Source organism: Enterobacter cloacae complex sp. S2 (genome assembly GCF_015159675.1).
Classification (GTDB): domain Bacteria; phylum Pseudomonadota; class Gammaproteobacteria; order Enterobacterales; family Enterobacteriaceae; genus Enterobacter; species Enterobacter intestinihominis.
On sequence record NZ_JADDTS010000060.1, the window covers coordinates 15,798 to 28,700 of the forward strand.

The 12,903-nt window shown below is 60.2% G+C and carries 10 protein-coding genes; 7 read left to right on the forward strand and 3 right to left on the reverse strand.

Translation table 11 applies throughout. The annotated features are described in order from the left end of the window. The first annotated feature begins 167 nt into the window (after positions 1–167). A complete protein-coding gene (locus IPZ49_RS22115) occupies positions 168–863 on the forward strand; it encodes a gamma-glutamylcyclotransferase (protein WP_063932749.1) in 696 nt (231 codons plus the stop codon). 30 nt (positions 864–893) lie between these two features. On the opposite strand, the gene IPZ49_RS22120 is transcribed toward IPZ49_RS22115, so the two are convergent. From IPZ49_RS22120 to IPZ49_RS22130, 3 genes are all read right to left on the reverse strand, one after another. After that, positions 894–1,133, reverse strand: coding sequence for a hypothetical protein (locus IPZ49_RS22120; RefSeq protein ID WP_015570352.1), 240 nt, complete (start codon positions 1,131–1,133; stop codon positions 894–896). 194 nt (positions 1,134–1,327) lie between these two features. Next, positions 1,328–3,112: a methyl-accepting chemotaxis protein gene (locus IPZ49_RS22125; RefSeq protein WP_047731101.1), complete on the reverse strand. Its 1,785-nt coding sequence runs from the start codon at positions 3,110–3,112 to the stop codon at positions 1,328–1,330. 106 nt (positions 3,113–3,218) lie between these two features. Then, the gene (locus tag IPZ49_RS22130) at positions 3,219–3,572 is read right to left on the reverse strand and encodes a DsrE/DsrF/TusD sulfur relay family protein (RefSeq protein ID WP_015570354.1); all 354 of its coding nucleotides are present in this window, start codon (positions 3,570–3,572) and stop codon (positions 3,219–3,221) included. A gap of 73 nt (positions 3,573–3,645) precedes the next feature. Here IPZ49_RS22130 and nasR point away from each other — a divergent pair, with 73 nt between their 5' ends. The 6 genes from nasR to IPZ49_RS22160 form a co-directional block, all read left to right on the forward strand. Next, complete coding sequence (nasR, locus tag IPZ49_RS22135) at positions 3,646–4,818, forward strand: nitrate regulatory protein NasR (RefSeq protein WP_063932750.1); 1,173 nt, start codon at positions 3,646–3,648, stop codon at positions 4,816–4,818. A gap of 227 nt (positions 4,819–5,045) precedes the next feature. Further along, positions 5,046–6,293, forward strand: a complete 1,248-nt coding sequence (locus IPZ49_RS22140; protein WP_023296759.1) for a CmpA/NrtA family ABC transporter substrate-binding protein — start codon at positions 5,046–5,048, stop codon at positions 6,291–6,293. A gap of 2 nt (positions 6,294–6,295) precedes the next feature. Continuing rightward, the gene (gene ntrB, locus IPZ49_RS22145) at positions 6,296–7,174 is read left to right on the forward strand and encodes a nitrate ABC transporter permease (protein ID WP_017384249.1); all 879 of its coding nucleotides are present in this window, start codon (positions 6,296–6,298) and stop codon (positions 7,172–7,174) included. A gap of 9 nt (positions 7,175–7,183) precedes the next feature. Next, positions 7,184–7,972, forward strand: a complete 789-nt coding sequence (locus tag IPZ49_RS22150; protein WP_015570359.1) for an ABC transporter ATP-binding protein — start codon at positions 7,184–7,186, stop codon at positions 7,970–7,972. A gap of 12 nt (positions 7,973–7,984) precedes the next feature. Next, complete coding sequence (nirB, locus tag IPZ49_RS22155) at positions 7,985–11,971, forward strand: nitrite reductase large subunit NirB (protein ID WP_074174300.1); 3,987 nt, start codon at positions 7,985–7,987, stop codon at positions 11,969–11,971. Continuing rightward, positions 11,968–12,903, forward strand: a 936-nt coding sequence (locus IPZ49_RS22160; RefSeq protein WP_047721875.1) for a molybdopterin-dependent oxidoreductase, incomplete at its 3' end; no start/stop codon positions are given. The genes nirB and IPZ49_RS22160, both read left to right, overlap by 4 nt.

Here is a 12,903-nt window from a genome sequence, read left to right on the forward strand (position 1 = left end):
ATACGCTACCTCCATTTTGACATTTCAGGCGGTTGACCTGCCGCTGTATTGCATCTGGCCCGCGAATTGCTTATCGTTGCTCAAGTGCTGTTAAAATGAACAGCACAGAATGCCGGGAAGGCGAATTACAGATGTCGCAAGGAAGCATGCAGTGGCGGAGGTGGAATGTGTTAACGCGTGATTTCTTGATGAAGGCAGATTGTAAGACGGCATTTGGTGCTATTGAGGAATCGCTTCTGTGGTCGGCTGAACAACGTGCGGCGTCGCTTGCGGCAACGCTGGCCTGCCGCCCGGATGATGGCCCGGTCTGGATCTTTGGTTACGGCTCGCTGATGTGGAACCCGGCGCTCGAATTTGTTGAAACAGCAACCGGAACGCTGCCTGGGTGGTACCGCGCCTTTTGTTTGCGCCTGACCGCCGGACGTGGCAGCGCCTGTCAGCCTGGCCGCATGCTTGCACTAAAAGAGGGCGGGCGCACCACGGGCGTGGCATACCGGCTGCCGGATACCACGCTGGAAGATGAGCTGACGCTGCTGTGGAAGCGCGAGATGATCACGGGCTGCTATATGCCCAGCTGGTGCAAGCTGGAACTGGATGACGGGCGCACCGTCAACGCGCTGGTGTTCATTATGGATCCGCGCCACCCGCTGTATGAAGCCGATACCCGAACCCAGGTGATTGCCCCGCTGATTGCCGCCGCCAGCGGACCGCTGGGCACTAACGCCCAGTACCTTTTCTCGCTAGATCAGGAGCTGACGCGTCTCGGCATGCAGGACGACTGTCTGAGTGAGCTGGTGGTGAAGGTGAAAGCGCTGCTGGAAGGGAACCCGCTCAGCAATACGCTGCGGCCGGGTTTTGCCTGATAATACGCCCGGCTGACCGGGCGTTTACGGTTATGCCGCCACGTAACTTACGGAATGTTCGAGCGACTGGCTGTGGCTGTCGATCAGCACATCCCAGGTGCCGGTGTAAGGCACCGTCAGCCAGGCCTTATCGTCCTGGACGGTAAGGATATCTGCCTGCGATTGCTTCTGTCCTTTTGTACTCATCAGATGGATGCGGCAACGCTCTGAGCAACGTACCACTACCGTATCCCCGCCAAACAGTTTCAGACTCGTTTTAACTCGTGCCATTTTATACCCCGTCGTTTTTGCCCATCCCGAGCGTGATGTTGTTCACAATTTACTCATTGCATAACACCAAAGGGGCAGGGGTGGGATGCTGATTTCGATCAAAAAATGGCGCAACGATTAAACAAAAATGACAAAATCCCTGAAACCTTTCAGCGGACGCGCGTTTACCCTGCTTAACGCGCGCCCGGGAAAAATTATATGCGGAAATGGCCAGCGGTCTCAGCAAGGTCGCCCGCCTGGCTTTGCAGCGCGCTGGCCGCCGCAGCAGACTGTACAACAAGTTCGGCGTTCTGCTGCACCATGCGATCCAGGTGAGTCACCGCGTGGTTAATCTCATGGATCCCTTTCATCTGCTCGCGGGTAGCAATGGATATTTCACGCATAATGCCTGACACGCTCCCGACGCTGGCGCGGATCTCATCCATGCTGTCGCCCGCAAGGTGCACAAACCGGGAGCCGGTTGCAACGCTTTCGGTGGTGGAATCAATAAGGGATTTGATCTCCTTCGCCGCCTGAGCACTGCGGCTGGCCAGGTTACGTACTTCCCCCGCAACGACCGCGAACCCACGGCCTTGCTCCCCGGCACGCGCCGCTTCCACCGAGGCGTTAAGCGCCAGAATATTGGTCTGGAAGGCGATGCCGTCAATGACGCTGGTGATATCGCCGATTTTCGCGGAAGCCAGTTCGATGGACTGCATGGTGCTGATGGCCTGAGCGACGACGTCGCCTCCGCGGGATGCGGCGGCTGAGGCCTTGCTCGCCTGTTCGTTCGCTTCTGCTGCCGACTCGTTTGACTGCGTAACGGAGGCCGTGATCTCTTCCACGGCGCTGGCGGTTTCGCGAAGGCTTGATGCCGCCTGCTCGGTACGCCCGGAAAGATCCTGATTACCTGCCGCAATCTCATGCGCGGCGTTTTTCACTGAGGCGCTGGCATCACGCAGCTGGACCATCACCACAGAAAGCTTATCGCTGAAGGCGTTAAACGCCTGCGCGATTTGCGCCACTTCATCGCCCCCCTTATCCGGCAGACGCTGCGACAGATCGTTAGTACCGTTAGCAATGTTGTTCATCGCGTCACGGATACCGGACAGCCGCTTAAGCAGGCGGGCAATCAGGAGGTGCATGAGGGCTCCGCTCAGCAGGGCGAGGATCGCCAGAGACAGTGCAGATGCTTTTAGCAATGACCGCATCCCGGCGGTGGCATCGCCGTTATCGAGCGCCACAACCAGCAGCCAGTGCGTCCCCGGTACGGCGGTGGCCAGGAACGTTTTTTCGCGTCCGTTAAACGTTCCGTCAACCAGGTTGCCGCTTTTCAGGGTGGCAAAATCGGTCCCTTTGATCGTCTCCGTAAAAGGCTTAAGCGTCAGCGCAGGATCGCTGCCGGCAATAACGGTGCCGTTGCTGTCCAGAAGCAGTCCGCTGCTGGCCGGAGTCGGGTGAATACCGCGCACGTTAGCTACCACGCTGTCCATTGCCACATCGCCCGCCACCACCGCTTTCAGGGCACCTTGCTCTTTAACGGGTACCGCGAACGTCACCACCAGTTTCCCGGTGCCCGCGTCCACATAGGGTGCAGTCACTACCGGGCCATCAGCGCTGACGGCCTGCTGATACCACGGGCGAAGGGTGGGATCGTAATCAGCGGGTACCCCGGTTGGGTCAGAAAATTTAGCCGTTTTGCTGGCATAACCCACGTAGACGTTGGTGAATCCACCCGCCAGCGCAAGCTGTTTGAACACCGGAACCGGATCGTCGCTGAGCGCGACTGGCTGCGCCGAGGTGATGACGGTCATTTTGTTGTTCACCCAGTCGGCAATCGCCATGTTGTGGCTGGCGCTGGTGCTGGTCAGAATATCGCGCTGCGACTGCTGATTATCCTGGCGCGTGACCTGAAAGTTAATAATGGTATTAAGAAGAAGGGCGACGACCAGACAGCCTGTCGTCGCGGCAATGATGCGGGCGCGAATGGATCTGAACATAAGTGTAATACCTGCTGTGTTGTTTCCATGCCTATCGGCAACGGTGCAGGTAAACTTGATGCTGAAACCGCGTCCATAAGAAAATAATATTTTTAGCGGGTTATTATTAAAAAGTTAATACTTTATCGGCGGAAAGCGTCCATTCAGCCAGCTCCACCAGCGTACCAATTTCCACGCCATCAATCAGCGGCAGCCCGGTAATGCCGCGCCCGTCGGTACAGGTTTTGCACAGTTTGACCGGAACGTTTTGCGCGGTCAGGATCTCCAGCATTTGTTGAATGTTGTAGCCCTCTGCGGGTTTCTGCCCCTTCAGCCCGGCCGTGACGGCATCGGACATCAAAAAGAGGCGCAGCTCCAGCTCACTCTCCTTATCGCGCAGCGCGATTGCCAGGCGCAGGCTGTTAAAAAGGGATTCACTGCCGTAGGCCGCACCGTTGGCGACGATCACAATCTTCTGCATGTTGACTCCTGTTCTTTGAAAAGGCACGAATATTGCTTCTCGTACCGAAGAATACGTATCGGGGAGAGAAACGATGACGATAGTGGCTGGCAGTTCCCCTGGCGCAACCGAATGGTTCCAGCGTGCGAAAATGTTGCGTGAGGAACAGCTCGGCAGACTGGCGCAGCTGGGCGCACTGGTGAACGGCATCAGTCGACTGGTGCATATGCTACAGTGCGAGCGCGGTGCGTCAAATGTCTGGCTCTGCTCGCAGGGCAAATTGTACGCGCCTGAATGCAAGGCCAGCAGGGCCCTGGTGGATGAAAACCTCGCCGCATTGCACCTTCAGTTTAACGAACCGCTGCCGGGCAGCGCCCTGTGCGAACGTATTGCCAGCGCACTGCACGGCCTTGAGACGCTGACGGCGCTGCGTGATGGCGTTACAGGTCAGCGCGTCACCGCGCCGCAGGCGATGGAACACTACAGCCGCATACTGCGTCATCTGCTCAGTATTGTGCCTCAACTCAGCGACAGCATTGACGATCCGCACATCGCGGGCCGATTTGTGGCCCTTTACAGCCTGATGCAGGGCAAAGAACTTGTGGGACAAGAGCGGGCGCTGGGGGCTATTGGTTTCACCCAGGGATTCTTTGACGATGAAACCCGCCAGCGGCTGGTGGATCGCATTGATGGCCAGCAGGCCTGCTTTGAGGTTTTTATCTCCCATTGCACTCCAGACGTGCAGGAGACGTTTATCCTCAACTGCCTGCCGGGTCTGGAGACTGAAAAACTCAGGCGTGAAGCGTGCACCCGCCAGCCTCCGGCAGATAACGGTGATACCGCCCTCAAATGGTTTGCCCTGCAAACCGCGCGCCTTGAGCACCTGCGCACGCTGGAGGAGGTGGCAATTGCCGATCTGATGACGGCAGTTGAGGAGCGCCGCTATAGCGAAAACCTGCACGTAGACGATGAGCACGACAATATCCTGGCGCGATTTCCGGATAAACCGCTGCTGCCGCTGGTGCGCCAGCAGGCGCGTGAAATTGAGCAACTCTCCCGTCAGCTTGCTTCCCTGCGCGACACGCTGGAGGAGCGTAAGACCATCGACAAAGCCAAAAGCGTGCTGATGACGCACCAGAACATGAGCGAGGAGCAGGCGTGGACCGCCCTGCGCAAAATGGCGATGGATAAAAACCAACGCATGGTAGATATCGCCCGTGCGCTGCTTACGGTGAAAAATCTGTGGAAGATACCCCCTGGGGAGTAGTTGCACAGTCAGTGGGCAATTTATGCCTGATTGAGGTGCGTAATACAGCGCTCTTCTTGCAGAAACCCCGTAACGCCGGGGATGAAAAGCTGGCATTACCTTTGCATTAACAGATTAACCATTTTCGACGATGCGCCAACGGCGGTGCATGCGTCTTCAGGATAAAGGCGTCCAGCGGTGCTTCAGCACCGTCGGGCGCTTTTTTTTGCCTTTTTTCAGGAGCAATTATGGCGGATTTGTCGAGACGGCGGTTATTGCAGGCCAGCATGCTGGCGAGTGGTGCGATGCTGTTGCCGGGTGTCATGCAGGCCGCATGGGCGGCGGGGTCAGATAAGCCGGAGCAGGATACCGTGCGTATCGGGTTTATCCCCCTGACCGACTGCGCGCCCGTGGTTATCGCGGCCCTGAAGGGGTTCGATAAAAAACACGGCATTACTATTGTGCCGACCAAAGAGGCGAGCTGGGCGGCGGTGCGCGACAAGCTGGTGGCGGGCGAGCTGGACGCTGCGCACATTCTTTACGGCCTGCTGTACGGTCTGGAGCTGGGTATCGCGGGCAAGCCGCAGCAGATGGCGAACCTGATGACCCTCAACCAGAACGGTCAGGCCATTACGCTCTCCAGCGATCTGGCGGAGAAGGGCGTTCGTGACCTCGACGGGCTGAAAAAGCTGATTGCGCAGCAGGCGCCGGGAACCTACACCTTCGCGCATACCTTCCCGACGGGAACGCACGCCATGTGGCTCTACTACTGGCTGGCCAGCGCGGGGATTAACCCGTTTGACGACGTGCGCACCGTGGTGGTGCCGCCGCCGCAGATGGTGATGAACATGCGCATTGGCAACATGGTCGGGTTTTGCGTCGGCGAGCCGTGGAACGCGCGGGCGATTAACGACCGAATCGGGTTTACCGCCGCCACGTCGCAGTCCATCTGGGCCGATCACCCGGAAAAGATCCTCGGCACCCGACGCGACTGGGTGGCGAAAAATCCGCACACCGCACGGGCGCTGGTGAGCGCCGTGATGGAAGCCGCGCGCTGGATCGAGGCGTCAGCGGAAAACAAACGCGAAACCGCGCAGATCCTCTCGCGCCGCGCCTGGCTCAACTGCAAGGAACAGTATCTCACCGGACGTATGCTGGGCGAGTACGACAACGGGGTCGGTCAGCGCTGGCAGGATGCGCACCCGATCCGTTTCTTCAACGAGGGTGCCGTGAGCTACCCGTATCTCTCAGACGGGATGTGGTTCTTAACCCAGTTCCGCCGCTGGGGCTTGCTCAACGCCGCGCCGGATTACGCGGGCATTGCACAGCGCATTAACCAGACCGCGGTCTGGCAGGATGCCGCGACCGCCGTGGGCGGCATGTCCACACCGTCATCACCGTATCGCAGCAGCACCCTGATGGACGGCACCGTCTGGAACGGCACCGATCCGGAAGGGTACGCCAACCGCTTCGCCATTCACCGTAAAGGGGCCTGAGTATGCAGCATCTGCAAAATACAAAACCACAAGAGACGTCAGAGAGCGGGGAAGTGATTGTCCTGCCTCCGCTACAGGTTCGCCGTCGTGCGCCAGCGTTTACGCGTCGGATGAATGATTTTTTACAGCGCGTCATCCCGGCGCTGCTCGGTCTCGGCCTGCTGGTGGTGCTTTGGCAGCTGGCGGCGATAAACAGTAAAGGCTTTCCGACGCCGCTCAGCACGCTCGATTCGGCCATGACCCTGTTTGCCGATCCGTTTTATCGCGACGGGCCAAACGATATGGGCATTGGCTGGAACGTGCTGGCGTCGTTGCAGCGCGTCGCCATCGGCTTCGGTCTGGCAGCGATGGCGGGCATTCCGCTGGGCTTTTTGATTGGCCGCTTCACCTTTTTCTCGCGCATGTTCAACCCGCTGATCGCGCTCCTGCGTCCCGTCAGCCCGCTGGCCTGGCTGCCTATCGGCCTGCTGCTGTTCCAGAAAGCGGAGCCTGCATCGAGCTGGACCATTTTTATCTGCTCCATCTGGCCGATGGTAATCAACACCGCTGAAGGGGTACGCCGTATTCCGCAGGACTACCTCAACGTGGCCCGGGTGTTGCAACTCTCAGAGTGGACCATCATGCGCCGCATTCTTTTCCCCGCCGTGCTGCCTGCGGTGCTCACCGGGGTACGTCTTTCCATTGGCATTGCCTGGCTGGTGATTGTCGCCGCCGAGATGCTCACCGGAGGTTTAGGCATTGGATTCTGGATCTGGAATGAGTGGAACAACCTCAACGTCGAAAACATTCTCATCGCCATCGTCATCATTGGCGTGGTCGGGTTGCTGCTGGAGCAGGGGCTGATGCTGATCGCCCGTCGCTTTAGCTGGCAGGAAAAATAAGGAGTGAAGATGAAACCGTTAATTCAGGTCCAGGCCGTGAGCCAGCGTTTTTCCACCGCCAGCGGCGAGTTTCTGGCGCTGCAAAACGTCTCTTTTGATATCCACGAGGGCGAAACCGTCAGTCTGATTGGTCACTCCGGCTGCGGCAAGTCGACGCTGTTAAACCTGATCGCCGGGATCACGCTGCCGACGGAAGGCGGGCTGATTTGCGACAACCGCGAAATCGCCGGGCCGGGGCCCGAGCGCGCGGTGGTGTTCCAGAACCATTCGCTGCTGCCGTGGCTGACCTGCTTCGACAACGTGGCGCTGGCGGTGGATCAGGTCTTCCGTCACACCATGAGTAAGGCCGAGCGCAAAGCGTGGATTGAGCACAACCTCGACCGCGTGCAGATGGGCCACGCGCTGCATAAGCGCCCCGGGGAGATCTCCGGCGGCATGAAGCAGCGCGTCGGGATTGCCCGGGCGCTGGCAATGAAGCCGAAAGTGCTGCTGATGGATGAGCCGTTTGGCGCGCTCGATGCGCTGACGCGTGCCCATCTTCAGGACTCGGTGATGCAGATCCAGCAGGCGCTGAACACCACCATCGTGCTCATCACCCACGACGTGGACGAGGCGGTACTGCTCTCTGACCGCGTACTGATGATGACCAACGGCCCGGCGGCCACCGTGGGTGAGATCCTGCGCGTCGATCTGCCGCGCCCGCGCAACAGGGTGCAGCTGGCGGATGACAGCCGCTATCACCACATGCGCCAGCAGATCCTCCATTTCCTCTACGAAAAACAGCCGAAAGCGGCGTAATGAGGGGGCACGATGCGACTGGTCATTATCGGTAATGGTATGGCGGCAACCCGGCTGATAGCGTCGCTCACCGGGCGTGTTCCCGGTCGTTTCGCTGTCACCGTCATCGGTGACGAGCCTGAGCAGGCGTACAACCGCATCCAGCTTTCACCGGTGCTGGGTGGTGAAAAGCAGGCGGAGCACATCTGTCTGCACGATGAAGACTGGTACACGGCACGAGGCGTGACGGTGCTGCGAGGAGAAAAGGCGCTCGCAGTAGACGTCAACGCGCGTGAAGTACATACCTCTGCTCGCACGCTGGGCTGGGATGCGCTGGTGTTTGCCACCGGGTCTACCCCTGTAGTGCCGCCGATCCGCGGCGGCGATGCACCGCATGTGTTCACCTTTCGCACCCTGGCAGAGACCCGCGCCATCCAGAATATCTCCGGGCCGGCGGTAGTGCTGGGCGGCGGCGTACTCGGCGTGGAGGCAGCGGCAGCGCTGGCGCGAAACGGTGACAACGTCACGCTTATCCATCGCGGCACGTGGCTGATGGAACAGCAGCTGGATCAGCAGGCGGGACTGCTGCTTGACGAGGCGCTGGCGAAGCGGGGCGTACGCTGTGAACTCGCCTCCGGCATCACGGCCATCACTGACGATGCCGTGACGTTGCTCGACGGACGCCGCATCGCCGCCACGCGCGTGGTGCTGGCTACGGGTGTACAGCCCAACGTCGCGCTGGCAAAAGCCAGCGGCATTCGTTGCGCGCGCGGCATCGTGGTGGATCAGCAGATGCAAACCTCCGTGCCGGATATCTACGCCATCGGCGAGTGCTGCGAAATTGACGGCCAGACGTTTGGCCTGGTCGCCCCCTGTCTGGCGCAGGCGGATATTCTTGCCGCGCGGCTGGCCGGGGAGGTCACCGCGCCGTTTACCCTGACCGACAACGGCGTGCGCCTTAAGGTGACCGGCGTGGCGCTGTTCAGCCTCGGACGCGCGACGGCGCAGGCGGACGATGTGGTCTGGAGTTCATGGGACCCGCTGACCCGTCACTATCGACGTTTACTGATCCATCAGGGGGCGCTGGCTGGCGTGCTGCTAATGGGTGACTGCCGCAGCGCGGCAACCTTTACCGATTTACTGGCAACGGCTGCGCCCGCCCACGCGGACTGGCTGTTCGATCGTTTCACAACGCAACCGCAGGTTGCAGGACAGAACGCTATGACAAAACCTACTCTGGTGGTGGTTGGGCACGGTATGGTCGGCCATCATTTCCTCGAAGACTGCGTTAACCGCAATTTGCATCAGCAATATCAGATTATTGTTTTTGGCGAAGAGCGCTATGCGGCCTATGACCGCGTGCATCTGTCGGAATATTTTGGCGGACGCAGCGCGGACTCGCTCTCGCTGGTGGCGGGGGCGTTCTTTGCCGATAACGGCATTGAGCTGCGCCTCTCGCAGCAGATCGTCGCTATCGATCGTGATGCACACGTAGTGCGTACCGCCAGTGGCCATGAGACTCACTGGGACAAGCTGGTGCTGGCGACCGGCTCGTACCCGTTCGTACCACCCGTTCCGGGCAACGATCTGCCGGGTTGTTTTGTCTACCGCACCCTCGACGATCTGGACAACATTGCGGCCCATGCGGCAGGCTCTCGCCGCGGTGTGGTGATTGGCGGCGGCCTGCTGGGGCTGGAGGCGGCGAATGCGCTTAAGCAGCTCGGGCTGGAAACCCACGTGGTGGAGTTTGCGCCTAACCTGATGGCGGTGCAGCTCGACAGCGACGGCGCGGCAATGCTGCGTAAGAAAATTGAGGCGCTGGGCGTAGGGGTACACACCAGTAAATCGACGACGGAGATTGCCACCGCAGACGACGGGCTGGTGCTGCGCTTTGCCGATGGTGAACAGCTGGAAACGGACATGGTGGTCTTCTCTGCTGGTATTCGGCCGCAGGACGCGCTGGCGCGCAGCAGCGGGCTGGCTGTCGGCGAGCGCGGCGGGATCTGCATTGACGACGGCTGCCGGACCTCCGATCCGGATGTGCTTGCCATCGGTGAATGCGCGCTGTGGGAGGGGAAAATCTTTGGCCTGGTGGCACCGGGCTACCAGATGGCGCGCGTGGCCGCCGCTGTGCTGGCGGGTGAGGAGAAGCGCTTCACCGGCGCGGATATGAGTACCAAACTCAAGTTGCTGGGCGTGGATGTGGCGTCGTTTGGCGATGCCCACGGGCGCACGTCGGGCGCGCTGAGCTACCAGTGGACGCACGGGCCGCAGCAAATCTACAAAAAGATTGTGGTCAGCCACGACAGCAAAACCCTGCTGGGTGGCGTGCTGGTGGGCGATGCCAGCGAATACGCCACGCTGGTGCAGATGATGCTCAACGGCATCAGCCTGCCAAAAGAGCCGGAAACGCTGATCTTACCCGCGTCGTCAGGCAGCGCGCCGAAAGCGCTGGGCGTGGCGGCGCTGCCGGAAAGCGCGCAGATCTGTTCGTGTCATAACGTCAGCAAAGGGGATATCTGCCAGGCGGTAAGCGCGGGTGCGACGGATATCGGCGCCATTAAGCAGTGCACCAAAGCCGCGACCGGCTGCGGAGGCTGTAGCGCGCTGGTGAAGCAGGTGATGGAGTTCCAGCTTGCAGAGCAGGGCGTGGAGGTGAAAAAGGATATCTGCGAACACTTCCCGTACTCGCGTCAGGAGATTTATCACCTGGTGCGCGTCAACCATATCCGCACCTTCGACCAGCTTATCAGCCGCTACGGTCAGGGGCACGGGTGCGAGATCTGTAAGCCGCTGGTGGGATCGGTATTGGCTTCCTGCTGGAACGAGTATCTGCTGAAACCGGCGCATCTGCCGTTGCAGGACACCAACGACCGCTATTTCGCCAATATTCAGAAGGACGGAACCTACTCCATCGTCCCGCGGATGCCTGCGGGTGAAGTGACCGCCGACGGGCTGATCTCCATCGGCCAGATCGCGAAACGCTATAGCCTTTACAGCAAAATTACCGGCGGGCAGCGTATTGACCTGTTTGGCGCCACGCTCGAACAGTTGCCGGAAATCTGGCAGGCGCTGGTGGAGGCCGGGTTTGAGACCGGACATGCTTACGGGAAATCCCTGCGCACGGTGAAATCCTGCGTCGGGTCGACCTGGTGCCGCTACGGCGTGCAGGATTCCACCGGCCTCGCGGTCAGGCTGGAACACCGCTACAAGGGCCTGCGCGCGCCGCACAAAATCAAAATGGCGGTCTCCGGCTGTACCCGTGAGTGCGCAGAGGCGCAGAGCAAAGACGTAGGGGTGATTGCCACGGACAAAGGCTGGAACCTCTATCTGTGCGGCAACGGCGGGATGAAGCCGCGCCACGCGGATCTCTTCGCCAGCGATCTGGACGACGAAACGCTGATCCGCACCGTTGACCGTTTCCTGATGTTCTACATTCGCACGGCAGATCGTCTGCAACGCACCAGTACCTGGATGGATAACCTGGAAGGCGGCCTCGACTATCTACGCGAGGTGATCCTCAACGACAGCCTGGGGATCGCCCACGAGCTGGAGCAGGAGATGGCCCGGGTGGTGGAGACCTACCAGTGCGAATGGCAAACCACCCTTAACGATCCTGACCGCCTGGCGCTGTTCCGCACCGCGGTAAACGTCCCCGCCGCGGAGGGGAACAAGCGCTGGCAGGAAATTTGTAATATCGACGAGATCCCGGAGCAGGCGGGCATTGGCGCGCATCTTGGGCGCAAACCGATTGCGCTGTTCCGCTTTGGCAAAACCGTTTATGCCCTCGACGATCGGGAGCCGGGCAGCCGCGCGAACGTGCTTTCACGCGGCATCCTCGGCGATGCGGCGGGGGAACCGGTGGTGATCTCGCCGCTCTACAAGCAACGTATTCGTCTGCGCGACGGGTGTCAGGCTGAGAGCGGGGCGCCTGCGGTGCGTGCCTGGCCGGTAAAAATCGAAAACGGCAAGGTGTGGGTTGGAAATGAAGAGCTGGTGATGCGCGCGGAGGCCTCATGACGGAAACCCGGACAACGTGCCCTTACTGCGGGGTGGGCTGCGGCGTGGTCGCCAGCGCAGACGGTGAAAAGGTCAGCATTCGGGGGGATGAAACTCATCCGGCGAATTTCGGTCGTCTGTGCGTAAAAGGATCTGCCCTTGGGGAAACCACGGGGCTACAGGGACGCCTGCTGCGCCCGGTTGTCGATGGCCGGGAGGTGGCATGGCCGCAGGCGCTGGGCGAAGCGGGCGAGCGGCTGCGGAACATCATCAACGAATGGGGGCCGCAGGCGGTGGCGTTTTATGCCTCCGGCCAGCTGTTGACCGAGGATTACTATGCCGCCAACAAGCTGATGAAAGGCTTTATCGGGGCGGCGAACATTGATACCAACTCGCGGCTGTGCATGTCATCGGCGGTGGTGGGCTACAAACGCGCCTTCGGTGAAGACGTGGTGCCGTGCAGCTACGAGGACGTGGAAAACAGCGATCTGGTGGTACTCGTTGGCTCGAACGCGGCCTGGACGCATCCGGTGCTGTATCAGCGGCTGGTGCAGGCAAAACACAACAATCCGCAGATGAAAGTGGTCGTGATCGATCCGCGTAAAACCGCCACCTGCGATATCGCCGATCTCCACCTCGCGCTCAGACCCGGCAGTGACGCCGGGCTGTTTGTGGGGTTGCTCAATCTGATTCAGGGGCGCGGCGAGTGGCCGATCCCTCGCGTGGCGGCGTTTTGCGATCTGCCTTCAGACGAGATTGGCACCTTCTACGACTGGTTTGTCACCGCGCCACGCGCGATCACGCTCTACACCATGGGGATCAACCAGTCCTCCAGCGGCAGCGACAAGTGCAACGCCATCATTAACGTGCATCTTGCCAGCGGGAAGTTCAACCGTCCTGGCTGCGGCCCGTTTTCGCTGACCGGACAGCCAAATGCCATGGGCGGGCGGGAA

Coding starts and splice junctions, on each gene's coding strand:
- IPZ49_RS22120 (WP_015570352.1), bottom strand. CDS start 1,133: ATGGCACGAGTTAAAACGAGTCTGAAACTGTTTGGCGGGGATACGGTA.
- IPZ49_RS22125 (WP_047731101.1), bottom strand. CDS start 3,112: ATGTTCAGATCCATTCGCGCCCGCATCATTGCCGCGACGACAGGCTGT.
- IPZ49_RS22130 (WP_015570354.1), bottom strand. CDS start 3,572: ATGCAGAAGATTGTGATCGTCGCCAACGGTGCGGCCTACGGCAGTGAA.
- nasR (WP_063932750.1), top strand. CDS start 3,646: ATGACGATAGTGGCTGGCAGTTCCCCTGGCGCAACCGAATGGTTCCAG.
- IPZ49_RS22140 (WP_023296759.1), top strand. CDS start 5,046: ATGGCGGATTTGTCGAGACGGCGGTTATTGCAGGCCAGCATGCTGGCG.
- ntrB (WP_017384249.1), top strand. CDS start 6,296: ATGCAGCATCTGCAAAATACAAAACCACAAGAGACGTCAGAGAGCGGG.
- IPZ49_RS22150 (WP_015570359.1), top strand. CDS start 7,184: ATGAAACCGTTAATTCAGGTCCAGGCCGTGAGCCAGCGTTTTTCCACC.
- nirB (WP_074174300.1), top strand. CDS start 7,985: ATGCGACTGGTCATTATCGGTAATGGTATGGCGGCAACCCGGCTGATA.